The organism is Pseudomonas sp. Root329 (assembly GCF_001424925.1).
GTDB classification, from domain to species: Bacteria; Pseudomonadota; Gammaproteobacteria; order Pseudomonadales; family Pseudomonadaceae; genus Aquipseudomonas; species Aquipseudomonas arabinosi.
Map to the genome: position 1 here is coordinate 21,969 of NZ_LMCV01000034.1, position 15,710 is coordinate 37,678.

General features: G+C 60.4%; 15 protein-coding genes and 1 pseudogene. 10 read left to right on the forward strand and 6 right to left on the reverse strand.

Translation table 11 applies throughout. From position 1 onward, the window contains the following. Positions 1-35: 35 nt before the first annotated feature. Together ASC74_RS21860 and ASC74_RS21865 are read right to left on the reverse strand one after the other, a co-directional pair. A complete protein-coding gene (locus ASC74_RS21860; protein ID WP_056744008.1) occupies positions 36-923 on the reverse strand; it encodes a pirin family protein in 888 nt (295 codons plus the stop codon). A gap of 61 nt (positions 924-984) precedes the next feature. Continuing rightward, the gene (locus ASC74_RS21865; protein WP_056744010.1) at positions 985-1,401 is read right to left on the reverse strand and encodes an OsmC family protein; all 417 of its coding nucleotides are present in this window, start codon (positions 1,399-1,401) and stop codon (positions 985-987) included. 315 nt (positions 1,402-1,716) lie between these two features. Between ASC74_RS21865 and ASC74_RS32730 the strand changes: the two are divergent. The 4 genes and pseudogenes from ASC74_RS32730 to ASC74_RS21880 all read left to right on the forward strand — a co-directional run. Beyond that, positions 1,717-2,139, forward strand: a pseudogene (locus tag ASC74_RS32730) (MCP four helix bundle domain-containing protein); the annotation flags it as partial. A gap of 96 nt (positions 2,140-2,235) precedes the next feature. Next, positions 2,236-3,279 (forward strand): methyl-accepting chemotaxis protein, encoded by a 1,044-nt coding sequence (locus ASC74_RS32735; protein WP_442965799.1) that lies wholly within the window; start codon positions 2,236-2,238, stop codon positions 3,277-3,279. A 168-nt stretch (positions 3,280-3,447) separates the two neighbouring features. After that, complete coding sequence (locus ASC74_RS21875) at positions 3,448-4,824, forward strand: pyridoxal-phosphate dependent enzyme (protein WP_046048028.1); 1,377 nt, start codon at positions 3,448-3,450, stop codon at positions 4,822-4,824. Next, a complete protein-coding gene (locus tag ASC74_RS21880) occupies positions 4,821-5,999 on the forward strand; it encodes a trans-sulfuration enzyme family protein (RefSeq protein WP_056744014.1) in 1,179 nt (392 codons plus the stop codon). Before ASC74_RS21875 ends, ASC74_RS21880 begins: the two co-directional genes overlap by 4 nt. A gap of 63 nt (positions 6,000-6,062) precedes the next feature. On the opposite strand, the gene ASC74_RS21885 is transcribed toward ASC74_RS21880, so the two are convergent. The 3 genes from ASC74_RS21885 to purM are packed head-to-tail and all read right to left on the reverse strand — an operon-like array spanning position 6,063 to position 8,493. After that, complete coding sequence (locus ASC74_RS21885; RefSeq protein ID WP_056744016.1) at positions 6,063-6,776, reverse strand: DUF3108 domain-containing protein; 714 nt, start codon at positions 6,774-6,776, stop codon at positions 6,063-6,065. Between the two features lie 8 nt (positions 6,777-6,784). Then, positions 6,785-7,435, reverse strand: coding sequence for a phosphoribosylglycinamide formyltransferase (purN, locus tag ASC74_RS21890; RefSeq protein ID WP_056744018.1), 651 nt, complete (start codon positions 7,433-7,435; stop codon positions 6,785-6,787). Continuing rightward, positions 7,435-8,493, reverse strand: coding sequence for a phosphoribosylformylglycinamidine cyclo-ligase (purM, locus tag ASC74_RS21895; RefSeq protein ID WP_008148639.1), 1,059 nt, complete (start codon positions 8,491-8,493; stop codon positions 7,435-7,437). Before purM ends, purN begins: the two co-directional genes overlap by 1 nt. Positions 8,494-8,875: 382 nt before the next feature. Here purM and ASC74_RS21900 point away from each other — a divergent pair, with 382 nt between their 5' ends. The 6 genes from ASC74_RS21900 to ASC74_RS21925 all read left to right on the forward strand — a co-directional run bounded on the left by ASC74_RS21900 (position 8,876) and on the right by ASC74_RS21925 (position 14,215). Beyond that, positions 8,876-9,934: a DUF2066 domain-containing protein gene (locus tag ASC74_RS21900; RefSeq protein ID WP_056744020.1), complete on the forward strand. Its 1,059-nt coding sequence runs from the start codon at positions 8,876-8,878 to the stop codon at positions 9,932-9,934. 39 nt (positions 9,935-9,973) lie between these two features. Next, complete coding sequence (locus tag ASC74_RS21905) at positions 9,974-11,047, forward strand: AI-2E family transporter (RefSeq protein ID WP_056744022.1); 1,074 nt, start codon at positions 9,974-9,976, stop codon at positions 11,045-11,047. Between the two features lie 230 nt (positions 11,048-11,277). Then, complete coding sequence (gene hda, locus ASC74_RS21910) at positions 11,278-11,982, forward strand: DnaA regulatory inactivator Hda (RefSeq protein WP_008148645.1); 705 nt, start codon at positions 11,278-11,280, stop codon at positions 11,980-11,982. 214 nt (positions 11,983-12,196) lie between these two features. Beyond that, a complete protein-coding gene (locus ASC74_RS21915) occupies positions 12,197-12,844 on the forward strand; it encodes a C40 family peptidase (RefSeq protein WP_056744023.1) in 648 nt (215 codons plus the stop codon). A 165-nt stretch (positions 12,845-13,009) separates the two neighbouring features. Next, positions 13,010-13,546, forward strand: a complete 537-nt coding sequence (locus ASC74_RS21920; RefSeq protein ID WP_056744025.1) for a C40 family peptidase — start codon at positions 13,010-13,012, stop codon at positions 13,544-13,546. Positions 13,547-13,561: 15 nt separating this feature from the next. Then, positions 13,562-14,215, forward strand: coding sequence for a class I SAM-dependent methyltransferase (locus ASC74_RS21925; protein ID WP_056744673.1), 654 nt, complete (start codon positions 13,562-13,564; stop codon positions 14,213-14,215). A 161-nt stretch (positions 14,216-14,376) separates the two neighbouring features. Here ASC74_RS21925 and ASC74_RS21930 read toward each other — a convergent pair whose 3' ends face one another. Then, positions 14,377-15,690 (reverse strand): PQQ-dependent sugar dehydrogenase, encoded by a 1,314-nt coding sequence (locus tag ASC74_RS21930; RefSeq protein ID WP_056744026.1) that lies wholly within the window; start codon positions 15,688-15,690, stop codon positions 14,377-14,379. Between the last annotated feature and the right edge of the window lie 20 nt (positions 15,691-15,710).

Below are 15,710 nucleotides of genomic sequence, written 5' to 3' on the forward strand. Positions count from 1 at the left end.
GTGATCATTCCCACGCGGAGCGTGGGAATGATCAGTTACAGGGGAGTTGGCGGGCTTCGGTGTTTCGGCAATTCGATCCGCTCACTTTCCCCCGGCACCCTCGGCCAATCCCCGGCCGCCCAGCGTCGCCGCGCTTCATCGATCAACGCTGGATCGCTCGCCACAAAATTCCAGTTGATCCGCCGCGGCCCATCCAGCGGCGCCCCGCCAAACAGCACGGCATGACAGTCGCTTTCAGCGAACAGCGTCATCTCTTCCCCGACCGGCAACACCACCAGCGAATGCGGTTCTATCAACTCGCCATCCAGTTGCACCTCGCCGTCCAGCACATACAACGCCCGCTCTTCATGCTCGGTTGGAATCAGCAATGTGGTCGCCGTTTGCAGGTTCAATTCGGCATACAAGGTAGTAGAAAGCACCGGGACCGGTGATTCCAGACAAAAGCCTGACCCGGCAATCATCCGGATCTTAACCCCCAGGTTATCGCTGACCGGCAGCGTGGCCGCCGGATGGTGACTGTAGTGTCCGGGGCCGTGCTCTTTATCTTTCGGTGAGGCCAGCCAAATCTGCAAACCATGCATGGTGAAACCGCTGTCCTTCAACGCCTCAGGCGTGCGCTCGACATGGGCAATCGCGCTGCCCGCCGTCATCCAGCTGACATCACCGGCGTCCACCACCTGATCGGAGCCGAGGCTGTCCTTGTGCTGGATTTTTCCTTCGAACAAGTACGTGAGGGTCGACAGACCAATGTGCGGATGCTGACGGATGTTCATGCCTTTTCCCGCCTCATAACGGGTTTCGAGCATGTGGTCGAAAAACACGAAAGGCCCGACGCTGCGGCATTTGGCTGACGGCAGCGGGCGAAGAATTGGCTGGCCTTCGACATCTTCGGCGCGGGGACGGATCACGAGCGGAGTGTTCATGCTGCATTCCAGGCTGAGCGGGTAATGCGTGGAGCATAACCCGCTTGCGCAGCCCTTGCCGCTATTGGCTGAAGGCACCTTCAGACAGGTGCGTTTCGATGCTGACATCGGTGGTGGTCATCAACTTGTGGACCGGGCAACGGTCGGCCACGCGGTGCAGCTCATCGCGCTGGGCATCGGTGAGCACACCTTTGAGTGTCAGTTTGACGTGCAGGGCATATTTACCTTTCTGCTCTTCGCTGTTGTCACGTTTGACTTCGACTGTGACACCGGTCAGCGGGATGCCTTTTTTCTTCGCGTACATCTTCAGGGTCAGGGCCTTGCAGGCACCCAGGGCCGCGTCGAAGTAATCGTGTGGCTCGGGCGCCGAGCCTTCGCCGCCGGAGAGTGTCGGTACGTCGGCAAAGAGTTGATGGTCATCGATCTGTACGCTGTGACGAAAACCTTCGGTGGAGACGGTGTTGACGGTGACAGTCATGGGAAACCTCGCAGGTAACAGGAAAAGTCATTCGATCAAAAAAGACCTTGAAGGTATAGAGCACTCCTCTTATTACGCGTTCCACTTTCTTGCGTGCCCATTCCCGAGCGCTGAATCGTTACCGCCCGGCGATCGAAGTAGTAAGGCGTTTTGATATCACGTTTTCGTCTTACGCAAAATTTCTCCGGGCCGATACCTTCTAAAGCAACCCGCTGCAGGGTTGATGCAGCGCTTTTGGAAGGAACCAGATTAATGAGTATCAGAAGTCTCAATATTGCGCCGCGTGCGGGCCTGGGTTTTGGCCTGCTGGCGTTGATGGTGTTTGGATTGGGGGCGTTTGCGTTGCTGCAAATGTCGAACATGCGCGCGCAGTCCGATCAGGTCGATGACAACTGGCTGCCCAGCGTGATGGCGGTCGGGGAGATGAATCAGGACATGCTGCGGCTGCGGGCATTGACTATGCGCCTGTTGCTCAACCGGGACCCGCAGGTGCTGGTGCAAAACCTCAGCAAACTCAACGAGCTCAAAGGTCTCCTGGATGAGCCTCAGCAGCGCTATGAGGTGCTGATCGTGCTGCCCGAAGAGCGTGTGCTGTTCGACCGCTTCAAAACCTCGGAGCAAAAATACCTGCAGTTCCAGGCTCAGGTGATGGCGCTCTCGGCCCAGGGACGGGTGGAAGAGGCGACCACTATCCTCAATGGCGAGATGAGTCCATTGGCTGATGAAATCACCGTCACCCTCAAGGCATTGATCGAACTGAACAAGCACAACGCTAACCTGGCGACGGAGGCGGGGCGCCAGGTGTTCAGCCAATCGCGGGTCTGGGTCGGGGTGATGATCGGCCTGACGGCGCTGATGACCGTCGGCCTGGCGCTGCTGCTGACCCGCAGCATCGTCGTGCCGCTTTCCCAATCGTTGAAGGTGGCTGAAGGGGTGGCTGGCGGCGATCTCACCGGTGATATCAGCATCAGCGGCAAGGACGAGCCGGCGCGGCTGTTGCACGCGCTCAAGAGCATGCAGGGGAGTTTGCGCGAAACCCTGCGGCATATTTCCGACTCATCCAGCCAATTGGCCTCGGCCTCGGAAGAACTCAGTTGTGTGACCGAAGAGGCCACCCGAGGCCTGCATCAGCAGAGCCTGGAAATCGACCAGGCCGCCACGGCGGTGAATCAGATGACCGCGGCGGTGGAGGAGGTCGCGAGCAATGCGGTGGCCACATCCGAAGCGTCTCGGGAATCCGACCGGATCGCCCAGCACGGTCGCGAGCAAGTGCATCAGACCGTCTTGTCCATCGAATCCCTGGCCGACGATGTCACGGCCAATGCAACCCAGGTCGAGGACCTGGCGCAGAAAGTTTATGGCATCAGCAAAGTCCTGGATGTGATTCGCTCGATTGCCGAACAGACCAACTTGCTGGCCCTGAACGCGGCCATCGAAGCGGCGCGGGCCGGGAGTGCCGGGCGCGGGTTTGCGGTGGTGGCCGACGAAGTGCGAGCGCTGGCGCACCGGACTCAGCAATCGACCCAGGAAATCGAGCAGATGATCTCCGGCATTCAGAAAGGCACCGATGCTGCGGTCAGCTCGATGCAGCAGAGCAATACTCGGGCGCGTTCGACCCTGGAAGTGGCGAAAGCCGCCGGCACAGCGCTGGAGGAAATCGCCACGGCGTTTACTCTGATCAATGAGCGCAACCTGGTGATCGCCAGCGCCTCAGAGGAACAAGCGGCTGTCGCGCGAGAGGTGGATCGCAACCTGATGAACATTCGCGATCTGGCGTTGCAGACGTCGGCCGGGGCCAATCAAACCAGTGCCGCGAGCCAGGATCTGTCTCGGTTGGCGGTCGATCTGAATACGATGGTGGCGCGGTTCTCGGTCTGAACGCCGAGCGGTTTTGTCGTTCCGGCGACGCTACCGGCTGGCTGTGCAAGGTTGCGGGTGGCGCCATCCCGGCCTATGGTCCAAGCGATACTTTGCCGCGACTGGCGCGCGATGACTCGCCGTCGGTTGCTGTCCATCCAGTGCTGATTTGCATAGCGAGGTGACGACATGCCCACCGACTCCCGACCCGCCGTACTCGAACTGATCGGCAATACGCCGCTGGTGCGCGTCAGCCGTTTCGATACCGGCCCGTGCACGCTGTTCCTCAAGCTTGAATCGCAGAACCCCGGCGGTTCAATCAAGGATCGCATCGGCCTGGCGATGATCGACGCCGCCGAGCGCGATGGCAGCCTGCGCCCCGGCGGCACCATCGTCGAAGCCACTGCCGGCAACACCGGCCTTGGCTTGGCCCTGGTCGGCCGTGCCAAGGGTTACCGAGTGGTGTTGGTGGTGCCGGACAAGATGTCCACCGAGAAGGTTTTGCACCTCAAGGCGATGGGCGCCGAGGTGCACATTACCCGCTCCGACGTTGGCAAGGGCCATCCCGATTACTACCAGGACGTTGCGGCGCGGCTGGCGCTGGAAATTCCCGACGCTTTCTTCGCCGATCAATTCAACAACCCGGCCAACCCGCTGGCCCACGAATGCAGCACCGCGCCGGAAATCTGGGCGCAGACTCAGCATGATCTGGACGCCATCGTCGTTGGCGTCGGCTCGGCCGGCACACTGACCGGGCTGACCCGCTTTTTTCGCCGCGTGCAACCGGACCTGGTCATGGTGCTGGCCGATCCGGTCGGCTCGGTGATGGCCGAATACAGCCGCAGCGGCACCATGAGCACGCCCGGCTCCTGGGCGGTGGAGGGCATCGGCGAGGACTTCATTCCGTCGATTGCCGACCTGTCCAGCGTGCGCCATGCCTACTCGATCAGCGACGAGGAAAGCTTCGATCATGCCCGCCAACTGCTGCGCGCCGAAGGCATACTCGGCGGCTCTTCGACCGGCACACTGCTGGCGGCGGCGCTGCGTTACTGCCGCGAGCAGACCGAGCCGAAGCGGGTTGTCAGCTTCGTCTGCGACACCGGCACGCGCTACCTGTCGAAGGTCTACAACGACCAATGGATGAACGATCAGGGCCTGCTGCAGTACAAACATTACGGCGATCTGCGCGACCTGATCTCGCGGCGCTTCGAGGATGGCCGGGTGATCAGCGTGGGCCCGGACGATACGCTGCTCACCGCGTTCCAGCGCATGCGCCTGGCGGATGTGTCGCAACTGCCGGTGCTGGAGGGCGGGCAGCGACTGGTCGGCGTGATCGACGAATCCGACATTCTGCTGGGCATGCAAGAAGAGGCTTCGCACTTTCGCGCGAGCGTGGCCAGCGCGATGACCGATAAGCTGCAAACCCTGCCTCCAGGCGCCAGTCTGGCTGAACTACGGGCGGAGCTCGACCGTGGGCTGGTGGCGATCATCGCCGACGCTTCGGGCTTCTACGGCTTGATTACTCGAGTCGACATGCTCATTCACCTACGGAGATCCCTTACATGAGTCAACACGATGAAAACGCTGTGCCACGTGCCTTCGCCACCCGTGTGATCCATGCCGGGCAAACGCCCGACCCTACCACCGGGGCGCTGATGCCCCCGATTTACGCCAACTCCACCTATTTGCAGCAGAGTCCAGGCGTGCACAAGGGCTTCGACTACGGGCGCTCGCACAACCCGACGCGCTTTGCGCTGGAGCGTTGCGTTGCGGACCTCGAAGGCGGCACCCAGGCCTTTGCGTTCGCCTCCGGGCTGGCGACGATCTCAACCGTGCTCGAATTGCTCGATGCTGATTCGCATATCGTCTCCGGCAATGACCTGTACGGCGGTACTTTCCGCCTGTTCGACAAGGTGCGTCGGCGCAGCGCCGGGCATCGTTTCAGCTTCGTCGACCTGACTGATGTGTCGGCCTTCGAAGCGGCGCTGCAGGACGACACGCGGATGGTCATGGTCGAGACGCCGAGCAATCCCTTGCTGCGCCTCACTGATCTCGTTGCCATCGCGCGCATCTGCCGCCAACGCGGCATCATTTGTGTGGCCGACAACACCTTTGCCAGCCCGTGGATACAGCGCCCGCTGGAGCTGGGCTTCGACATCGTGCTGCACTCGACCACCAAGTACCTGAACGGCCACTCCGACGTGATCGGCGGCATCGCGGTGGTCGGACAAAACGCAGACCTGGCGGAGCGTCTGGGCTTTCTGCAGAACGCGGTAGGCGCGATCGCCGGGCCGTTCGACGCTTTCCTTACCCTGCGCGGTGTTAAGACCCTGGCGCTGCGCATGGAACGCCACTGCAACAACGCGCTGGACCTGGCGCAATGGCTGGAGCGTCAGCCGCAGGTGGCGCGCGTCTATTATCCAGGCCTGCCGTCGCACCCGCAGCACGTCCTGGCGCAGCGGCAGATGCGCGGTTTCGGCGGAATGATATCCCTCGACCTGAACAGCGACCTGGCCGGTGCCACGCGCTTCCTCGAGAGTGTGCGGATCTTCGCCTTGGCCGAGAGCCTGGGCGGGGTGGAAAGCCTGATCGAGCACCCGGCGATCATGACCCATGCGAGCATCCCCGCAGACACCCGTGCGCAACTCGGCATCGGCGATGCGCTGGTGCGGTTGTCCGTGGGGGTCGAGGATGTCGAAGACCTGCGCGCCGACCTGGCACAGGCGCTGGCGCGGATCTGAATTTCAGCAGGCAAAAAAAATCCGGAACCCTTATCGGATTCCGGATTTTTGTGTCGAGCCGGATCAGCTGCCTTTGACAGCCTTGCCGTTGACCGTGCCGTCGAGGAGCATGATGTTGTACTCCTTGCCGTCGGTTTCAACCTGTTGCAGACGAACCAGCAGGTAATCCCAGTCCTTGGCGAACCACAGGACGGTGATGCGCTTGCTTTGTGTCGGGTCGCGCACGCGCTCGACCTTGATGGCATCGATCTGGCCAGCTTTGGTGTCGACCTTTTCCGAGCCCAGCACGCGGAAATCATAGGTATCGACTTCACCATCGTCGACGACTTGATAGCTCATGCTTTTCTTGCCAGCGGCCACGTCGTGCTGCAGGGCCAGCTGATAAGTGGATTTGTCGACCATGCCGCGGTTGAGCGGGATCTTGACCGGGTCACCGCGATCGGTGCCGGTGACCATTTTGTTGGTCCAGTCGAAATCCAGGTCAGCCTTCTTGGCTTTGCCCAGGCCGCCACGTTCGAAGTGGTAGGACTGCGGCAGCAAGGTGTCCTTGTCCAGCGTCAGGGTGCTTTCTTCGGTCAGGCTGGCGATCATCATCGAGGCCTTGAAGCTGAGCTTCCAGGCGCCGTTGGCTTGCTTGGTCAGGCTGCGTTCAGCGGTGCCGCTCATGGGCAACTGCTTCCAGTCGGCGGTGTAGCTGGCGGAGAAAGGTTGAAGTTCTGCAGCCTGCGCAAATGGCAGTGCGAGCAGAGCGCAAGCGAAGAGCAGGGCGCGACGCATAAAATCTCCTAGGTTCGAATCAAGTGGCCGCTGGCCGCGAGTAACTTCCCATCCAGTAAAGCACCTTGCTCGCCGAGTGATAAACGACCTTCGGCAAACCAGCGTACAGCCAGCGGGTAGATCAGGTGTTCCTGGGTATGAACTCGCTGCGCAAGACTTTGCGGCGAATCGTGCAACTCTACCGGTATTACTGCCTGTACGACCAGTGGTCCGCCATCGAGTTCCTCGGTGACGAAGTGCACGGAGCAGCCGTGTTCGGTGTCGCCGGCCTCCAGCGCGCGCTGATGAGTGTGTAACCCTTTGTATTTGGGTAGCAGTGAGGGATGGATGTTGAGCAGGCGACCCGCGTAGTGGCGCACGAAGTCAGCGCTGAGAATGCGCATGAAACCGGCCAGTACCACGAGTTTGGGGTTGAACGCGTCGATCTGTTCGATCAGCGCGGCATCGAAGGCCTCGCGGCCTTCGAAAGCCTTGTGATCCAGGGTGCGGGTGTCGATACCCGCGTCCCTGGCGCGTTGCAGGCCGTAAGCGTCGGCGCGGTTGGAAACCACCGCAGCGATGCGGACCGGGCTGTCGCCGGTCCGCGTGCTGTCGATCAAGGCCTGCAAGTTACTGCCGGTGCCGGACAACAGCACCACCACATCACAGGTCTGGGACATCAATGAGCCTTGAGGTTCTTCAGTTCAACCTGAGCCGCGCCTTCGGCAGCGGTGGAGATCTGACCGATGACCCAAGGCTGCTCGCCGGCTTCACGCAGTACGTTCAGCGCGGTTTCAACGTGCTCTTGAGCAACGCAGATGACCATGCCCACGCCGCAGTTCAGCACGCGGTGCATTTCGTTTTCGTCAACGTTGCCTTTCTCTTGCAGCCAGTCGAATACGGCAGGACGGGTCCAGCTCGCAACGTCAACCACGGCTTGTGCGCCTTTTGGCAGAACGCGCGGGATGTTGTCCAGCAGGCCACCACCGGTGATGTGGGCCATGGCTTTGACGGCGCCGGTTTCCTTGATCAGCTTGAGCAGCGGCTTCACATAGATACGGGTCGGGGCCATCAGCAGGTCGGTCAGCGGTTTGCCGTCGAGCTGGATGTTTTCGATGTCGGCACCGGACACTTCGATGATCTTGCGGATCAGCGAGTAGCCGTTGGAGTGCGGGCCGGAAGACGGCAGGGCGAGCAGGGCATCGCCGGCAGCGACTTTGGAACCGTCGATGATTTCGGATTTTTCCACGACGCCGACGCAGAAGCCGGCCAGGTCGTAGTCTTCGCCTTCGTACATGCCTGGCATTTCAGCGGTTTCGCCGCCGACCAGGGAGCAGCCGGACAATTCACAGCCAGCGCCAATGCCGGTCACGACCTGGGTCGCGGTTTCGACGTTGAGTTTGCCGGTGGCGTAGTAGTCGAGGAAGAACAGCGGCTCGGCGCCGCAGACCACCAGGTCGTTCACGCACATGGCAACCAGGTCGATGCCGATGCTGTCGTGTTTGTTCAGGTTCAGTGCCAGGCGCAGCTTGGTGCCAACGCCGTCAGTACCGGAAACCAGCACAGGCTGTTTGTAGCCGGCCGGGATTTCGCAGAGGGCGCCAAAACCGCCCAGGCCGCCCATGACTTCCGGGCGCGCAGTGCGCTTGGCGACGCTCTTGATGCGTTCGACCAATGCTTCACCGGCGTCGATGTCTACACCGGCGTCCTTGTAGCTCAGGGAGGGTTGCTTGCTCATGATCCAGGCCTTTAGGGGGGATTCAGGGGTAACGACCGAGTCCAGTGGGACCACCGAAACTGACGAAGGCGATTGCCAAGCGCATATTTCAGGGTGCCCGGCTGTTGCCGGTCTGCGAAGGCGCGCGATTTTATCAGGCTTGAGGGGCAGCGGCCATCCTCAGGCCGACGGCAGGGGCATATCAGCTTAAAAAAACCTTCATTGCCCGTGTTGGTCGTCTCCTTCATGGCTGTATAAGGTATCCCTATTAAGTGTCTATCGTTATGACAGTGCAAAAACTTGCCGGGGTCGGGTGAATGTTTTGCTTGGGGGCGTGGTCACAGCCTTGCTCAATCCGGTTCACGCGGCCTGTTCCAGCCGCTCTTGTCGTCAGGAATCCTCCATGCGCTTTTTTTCTAGATTTTTGTTTGCGGGCTGTTTGTCATTGGTCAGCCTGGCGAGTCATGCCGAAACCGTCAAAAACCTGTATCAGGTGCGTCAGCCTGTCAGTGGTCAAACCCCTGAGGTGCGCGATCAAGCGACCCAGCAAGCGCTGGATACGCTGGTGTTGCGTCTGACCGGTGATCCCAAGGCTGCGCAAAGTCCGGGGTTGGCGGCATTGCGCAAGGACCCGCAGCAAATCATCAGTCAGTACGGCTTTGACGCTGGCCCGCCGGAAGTGCTGAAGGTCGATTTCGACCCGGCCACCACCGAGCAAGCGTTGCGCCGTGCCGGGCTGTCGTTGTGGGGGGCGAACCGGCCTTCGATCCTCGGCTGGTGGCTGAACGATTCCACCGAGGGTTCGAGCCTTGTCGGTGATGGCCAGGCCAGTGCTGCACCGCTGCGCCGAGCGGCTCAACACCGTGGTCTGCCGCTGCGCCTGCCGCTGGCAGATTTGAGTGAGCAGATCGTCGCCACGGCACCGAACCTGGAAGGTACGGACGCGACGCCACTGCGCGGGGTATCGGAGCGTTACAGCGCTGACGCGTTGCTCGCGGTGCATGCCCGTGAAGAGGGCGGGCAGTGGCAGGCCAAGTGGCATTTGTGGCTGGGCGACAAGAAGGAGGCGGGCAGCGTAGAGGGTGCGGATCAGGCCGCGGTGGCCGATGCGGTGATGCTGGCGGTCAGTGAGCGGCTGGCGCCTCGCTTTGTCGTCAAACCGGGTGCTTCGGGCGAACAATTGCTCGAAGTGCAGGGCATGAATCTGGAGCACTACGCGGTGCTTGGGCGTTTGCTGGAGCCGTTTGGTGCGCGTCTGCAAAGTGTCGACGGCGACCGGATTCTCTATCGGGTCAATGGCAGCGCAGAACAGTTGAAGGCGCAATTGTCGCTGGCCAGGTTGCAGGAGGTTCCGGCCGGTGAAGCGCCGGCGCCAGTCGCACCGGTTCAGCCGGCCGAGGGTTCGGCACCGGTAGTAGCGCCGACTCCGGCACCTGTGCCGCAGTTGCGATTCCGTTGGTAACGGTTTTCTTTCTTTATATAGATGCATATGGAGTTGTACATGGCCGATACGCGGCGTTGGTTCTGGTTGGGTGGGGTGGTTCTGCTCTGCGTGTTTGTCTGGCTGTTGCATCCGATCCTGACGCCGTTTCTGGTGGCGCTGCTGTTGGCTTATCTGTTCGATCCATTGGTGGATCGGCTGGAAAAGGCCGGTCTGTCTCGGACTTGGGGCGTGGTGGCGGTGTTTGCGCTGTTTACCTTGATCTTCACGACACTGCTGTTGGTGTTGGTGCCGATGCTCGCCAAGCAGTTGTTTCGTTTGTACGAACTGATGCCGCAGATGCTCGACTGGTTGCAGCACACCGCACTGCCGTGGGCGCAATCGAAATTTGGACTGTCGGATAATTTCTGGAAGTTCGACAAGCTCAAAGCAGCAATCAGTGAGCACATGGGCCAGACCACTGACATTGTCGGGGTCGTGCTGAGTCAGGCGACGGCTTCCGGGCTGGCGCTGATTGGTTGGCTGGCGAATCTGGTGCTGATCCCGGTGGTGAGTTTCTATCTGCTGCGGGACTGGGACCTGATGATGGCCAAGATTCGCGGTCTGCTGCCCCGTGATCGCGAAGAGCGCGTTGTGATCCTGGCGGGTGAATGCCATGAAGTGCTGGGGGCATTCGTGCGCGGGCAGTTGCTGGTGATGGTGGCGTTGGGCGTGATCTACGCGGCCGGCCTGATGTTGGTAGGGCTGGAGCTGGGGCTGTTGATCGGGTTGATTGCCGGTCTGGCGGCGATCGTGCCGTACATGGGGTTCGTTATCGGGATCGGTGCGGCTTTGATTGCCGGGCTGTTCCAGTTCGTTGGCGATCTGTATCCCATGATCGGAATCGTCGCGGTGTTCATGGTGGGGCAGGCGCTGGAAGGCATGGTGCTGACGCCATTGCTGGTGGGGGACCGGATCGGTCTGCACCCGGTGGCGGTGATCTTCGCGATTCTGGCGGGGGGCGAGCTGTTCGGTTTTACCGGCGTGCTGCTGGCGCTGCCGGTGGCGGCGGTGATCATGGTGCTGGTGCGCCATGTGCATGATTTGTATAAAGATTCGGATATGTACAGCGGTGTTGATGAGCCCGAGCTTTAAGTGGCTCTGATCACGCGTCGCGGGCAGCCTGGTACATCGCCAGGTTGACCCGAATCCCTCGCGCGGCTGTCACAGGCGCCGCCAAAGAAACTGTCATAAAACCAGTGTGTTAACGCAAACCTTTGATTTTGCTTGTGGTCTGTCGCATTGTGCGACCCGCCTCACGGGTATAAACTTCGCAAACTTTACACAGAGGCCACTAACGGTTCCTTTGGAACTGTTCAGTCAGCATGAAACCGATTCAGCTGCCCCTAGGTGTGCGTCTGCGTGATGACGCTACCTTTATCAATTACTATCCAGGCGCCAATGCCGCTGCACTCGGCTATGTCGAGCGGCTATGCGAAGCCGACGCCGGCTGGACCGAAAGCCTGATTTATCTCTGGGGCAAGGACGGGGTAGGGCGTACGCACTTGTTGCAGGCGGCTTGCCTGCGCTTCGAGCAACTGGGGGAGCCGGCGGTGTATTTGCCGTTGGCCGAACTGCTTGATCGCGGCATCGCCATCCTCGACAACCTCGAACAGTACGAACTGGTCTGCCTGGATGATTTGCAGGCGGTGGCCGGTCGGGCGGATTGGGAAGAGGCGCTGTTCCATCTGTTCAACCGTCTGCGTGACAGCGGTCGACGCCTGTTGATTGCCGCTTCGACATCCCCGCGTGAACTGCCGGTGAAGCTGGCGGACCTCAAATCCCGTCTGACGTTGGCCTTGATCTTTCAGATGCGTCCGCTCTCCGACGAAGACAAATTGCGTGCCTTGCAACTGCGCGCCTCTCGTCGCGGTCTGCACCTGACCGATGAAGTCGGGCATTTTATTTTGACCCGCGGTACGCGCAGCATGAGTGCACTTTTCGAGCTGCTTGAGCGCCTCGATCAGGCCTCCCTCCAAGCTCAGCGCAAGCTGACGATTCCCTTCCTGAAAGAAACCCTGGGCTGGTAAAGCCAAGGCCTGTAGCGGGGTTCGGCATATTTCAGGCGCCAAGAAATCCGCTTTCCTACAGGGTCGTAGGCCGCGCGAACGTCTAAAACGGGCTTAAGCGCTTAGATGTAAACGAGAAACCGAGAAGTCACATAAAGATCGATTGAATTTGCAAATGAGGTTGATAGTAGGCATAGTCTCGGCTTCTTTAGAACTATCAGCCACGGTCGTGCCCATGCTAAATCGCTTTGCACCCCTCGTGCCCCTCGCACTCGTCACCCTGTTGTTCGGTTGCGCTGCTCACTCTCCAGTGTCCCAGCAAGAGCAACAACAGCAGGTTAAAAATTCTGCTACCGCCCAATCTTCCGCTTATCAGCAAGCTCTTTTCCAGGAAGAGGCGGCCACCGAAAAAGAACTGGCAGACTTCGCCGGCGGCAAGTCGTACCAGCTTCCGGTTCTGGCTGACAGCATCCTCGAACGCGGCATGTCCCTGATCGGTACCCGTTACCGTTTCGGCGGCACCTCCGAAGCTGGCTTTGATTGCAGCGGCTTCATCGGTTACCTGTTTCGTGAAGAAGCCGGCCTGAACCTGCCACGCTCCACTCGCGAAATGATCAACGTCGACGCTCCGCTGGTTTCTCGCAGCAAACTGGAGCCGGGCGACTTGCTGTTTTTCGCCACCAATGGCCGTCGCGGCCGCGTCAGTCACGCCGGGATCTACCTGGGTGACAACCAGTTCATCCATTCCAGTAGCCGCAAAAGCGGTGGTGTCCGGATCGATAACCTGGGCGACAGCTACTGGAGCAAAACCTTCATCGAAGCCAAGCGCGCACTGGCGATGGCGCCGACTGCGTCCCCGGCGATCGTCACGGCTCGCAAGTAAGCGGACTTTTTGTAAGGTGAACTTAAAGTCTTACTTGAAGTTTGCCACGTAGCAGCTAGAATCCTGATCTATTATTGATGGCAAACCGCCTGCGTCCTGCGCAGGCGGTTTTCTTTTCTGCGCCCCCTGCAGAAAAAGCCGCAGCCAGATCAGGATGCTCTGCATATGTCGACGTCGGCCCGCCTCGCAATCATGTTCTTCGCAGCGCTGCTCAGCGCCTGCGCCAGCCGTACACCGCCCCCTGCGCCGGTGGTTCGCCCACCCATTATTTTCAGTTCCTCCCAAGCATTCTCCCCTGAGGCAGAAGACGTATTGTTCCGTGCGCTCGGCCTGGTGGGCACGCCGTATCGCTGGGGTGGCAACACGCCGGATTCGGGTTTCGATTGCAGCGGACTGATCGGTTATGTTTACCGTGACGTCGCCGGCATTTCTCTGCCGCGCACCACGCGCGAGATGATCAGCATGCAGGCGGCCAGCGTGGGCAAGGAAGGGCTGCAAACCGGTGACCTGATCTTCTTCGCCACCAATGGCGGTTCTCAGGTCAGCCACGCCGGGATCTACGTCGGCGAAGGTCGCTTCGTCCATGCACCGGCCACTGGCGGCACGGTGAAGCTCGACAGCCTGTCCAAAGCTTACTGGCAGAAAGCTTATCTGAGCGCCAAGCGCGTCTTGCAACCTGAGCACTTGGCACGCAACCCCTAAATGGCAGAGGTTGTCATGACCGCTCGCACACTTAATCTCGACGATTCCCTGTATCAATACCTGCTCGACGTTTCCCTGCGCGAAACGCCGTTGCTCAAGCGTTTGCGTGACGAAACCCAAGCGCTGCCCATGGCTCGCTGGCAGGTGGCACCCGAGCAAGGTCAATTCCTCGCGCTATTGGTGAAACTCACCGGCGCCAAGCGTCTGCTGGAAGTGGGCACCTTTACCGGTTACAGCGCCTTGTGCATGGCGGCTGCATTGCCGGATGACGGTTCGCTGATCTGCTGTGACATACCCGGCGACTACAACGCCACTGCGCGGCGTTACTGGCAGGAAGCGGGGCTTGCCGAGCGGATCGATCTGCGTCTGGCCCCCGCGCTGGAAACCCTGACTCAGCTGGATCAGCAAGCGCCATTCGACCTGATCTTCATCGATGCCGACAAAGCCAACTACCCACGCTATCTGGAGCACGCATTGCGTTTGCTGCGCGTTGGCGGCCTGGCGGTGTTTGATAACACGCTGTGGAGCGGACGGGTGCTTGAGGACAATCCCGAGAGCGAAGACACCCGAGCCATCCAGGCGCTCAATCGCGCCTTGAAAGATGACTCGCGTGTCGACCTGTCGTTGTTGCCTTTAGGTGATGGCCTCACGCTCTGTCGCAAGCGCTAGGCAGGTGATTTTTGGGTGACATTGAGGGCCTCTTCGCGAGCAAGCCCGCTCCCACATTCGATCTGCAGTGAACACAAAATTTGTGAGCGCCAGAGGTCAAGTGTGGGAGCGGGCTTGCTCGCGAAGAGGCCAGTAAAGCCACCAAAATTTTCACGGGTTGTCTATTTAACCGCCGACACGCGCCACACCTTGTTGCCCACGTCATCCGCCACCAACAAATCACCCTGCCGATCAATCACCACACCCACCGGCCGGCCCATGGCTTTTTCCGCGTTGTTGAGGAAACCGGTGAGCACATCAATCGGCTGCCCGGTCGGTTTTCCTGCGCTGAACGGTACGAAAATCACTTTGTAGCCACTGTGCGGTTTACGGTTCCACGAGCCGTGCTGGCCGATGAATGCACCTTCCTTGAATTGCGCCGGCAGTCTGTTGCCTTCAGCAAACGTCAGGCCCAGCGATGCGGTATGCGGGCCGACCGCGTAGTCCGGAGCGATGGCCTTGGCCACCAGGTCGGGGTTTTGCGGCTCGACGCGGATGTCGACGTGCTGACCGTAATAACTGTAAGGCCAGCCGTAGAACCCGCCGTCCTTCACAGAAGTGATGTAGTCCGGCACCAGGTCGCTGCCGATTTCGTCGCGCTCGTTAACCGCCGTCCACAGTGCGCCGCTCCGAGGTTCCCAGGCCAGGCCGTTTGGATTACGAATCCCCGAGGCGAAGATTCGATGATTGCCGGTGGCGCGATCCACTTCCCAGATCGCCGCGCGACCTTCTTCCTTGTCCATGCCGTTTTCGGCCACGTTGCTGTTGGAGCCCACCGTGACGTACAGCTTGCTGCCGTCCTTGCTGGCGATGACGTTTTTGGTCCAGTGGTGATTCAGCGTACCGCCGGGCAGGTCGATCACCTTCATCGGCTGTGACTTGATCGCCGTCTCGCCGTTTTCATAGTGGAAGCGCAGCAGGCGGTCCGTGTCGGCGACGTACAGGTCATTGCCGACCAGGGTCATACCGAAGGGTGAGTTGAGGTTTTCCAGGAACACTGTGCGGGTTTCGGCGACGCCGTCGTGGTCCTTGTCCCGCAGCAGCGTGATGCGATTCGGACTCGGTACTTTGGCGCCGGCACGGCCCATGACTTTGCCCATCACCCAACCACGAATGCCTTTGCCGTCCTCGGGTTTGGGTGGTGCGTTGGTTTCGGCGACCAGCACATCGCCGTTGGGTAACACATAGAGCCAGCGCGGGTGATCGAGACCTTCGGCAAAAGCCGCCACCTGAGTCCCCGTCGCGGCGATGGGTTTCGTGCCGTCCGGCCAGCCGATCGCCGGGGCGATGTTCACCGTCGGAATCAGGGTTTTATTCGGTTCTGGCAGCTTGGGCGACGGGCCGTAGCCGTCGGTGACTTGCAGCCTGGCGGTTTCACCACAGGCCGCAAGCCCTCCGGCGAGCACGATGACGAGAGCGAGCGGGGGCTTGCGCATGCTGACCTTCCCTATGAATG

What these genes read in the sequence shown, in the direction of transcription:
- ASC74_RS21860 (WP_056744008.1), bottom strand. Translation starts at nt 923, where the DNA reads ATGAACACTCCGCTCGTGATCCGTCCCCGCGCCGAAGATGTCGAAGGC.
- ASC74_RS21865 (WP_056744010.1), bottom strand. Translation starts at nt 1,401, where the DNA reads ATGACTGTCACCGTCAACACCGTCTCCACCGAAGGTTTTCGTCACAGC.
- ASC74_RS32735 (WP_442965799.1), top strand. Translation starts at nt 2,236, where the DNA reads ATGATCGGCCTGACGGCGCTGATGACCGTCGGCCTGGCGCTGCTGCTG.
- ASC74_RS21875 (WP_046048028.1), top strand. Translation starts at nt 3,448, where the DNA reads ATGCCCACCGACTCCCGACCCGCCGTACTCGAACTGATCGGCAATACG.
- ASC74_RS21880 (WP_056744014.1), top strand. Translation starts at nt 4,821, where the DNA reads ATGAGTCAACACGATGAAAACGCTGTGCCACGTGCCTTCGCCACCCGT.
- ASC74_RS21885 (WP_056744016.1), bottom strand. Translation starts at nt 6,776, where the DNA reads ATGCGTCGCGCCCTGCTCTTCGCTTGCGCTCTGCTCGCACTGCCATTT.
- purN (WP_056744018.1), bottom strand. Translation starts at nt 7,435, where the DNA reads ATGTCCCAGACCTGTGATGTGGTGGTGCTGTTGTCCGGCACCGGCAGT.
- purM (WP_008148639.1), bottom strand. Translation starts at nt 8,493, where the DNA reads ATGAGCAAGCAACCCTCCCTGAGCTACAAGGACGCCGGTGTAGACATC.
- ASC74_RS21900 (WP_056744020.1), top strand. Translation starts at nt 8,876, where the DNA reads ATGCGCTTTTTTTCTAGATTTTTGTTTGCGGGCTGTTTGTCATTGGTC.
- ASC74_RS21905 (WP_056744022.1), top strand. Translation starts at nt 9,974, where the DNA reads ATGGCCGATACGCGGCGTTGGTTCTGGTTGGGTGGGGTGGTTCTGCTC.
- hda (WP_008148645.1), top strand. Translation starts at nt 11,278, where the DNA reads ATGAAACCGATTCAGCTGCCCCTAGGTGTGCGTCTGCGTGATGACGCT.
- ASC74_RS21915 (WP_056744023.1), top strand. Translation starts at nt 12,197, where the DNA reads ATGCTAAATCGCTTTGCACCCCTCGTGCCCCTCGCACTCGTCACCCTG.
- ASC74_RS21920 (WP_056744025.1), top strand. Translation starts at nt 13,010, where the DNA reads ATGTCGACGTCGGCCCGCCTCGCAATCATGTTCTTCGCAGCGCTGCTC.
- ASC74_RS21925 (WP_056744673.1), top strand. Translation starts at nt 13,562, where the DNA reads ATGACCGCTCGCACACTTAATCTCGACGATTCCCTGTATCAATACCTG.
- ASC74_RS21930 (WP_056744026.1), bottom strand. Translation starts at nt 15,690, where the DNA reads ATGCGCAAGCCCCCGCTCGCTCTCGTCATCGTGCTCGCCGGAGGGCTT.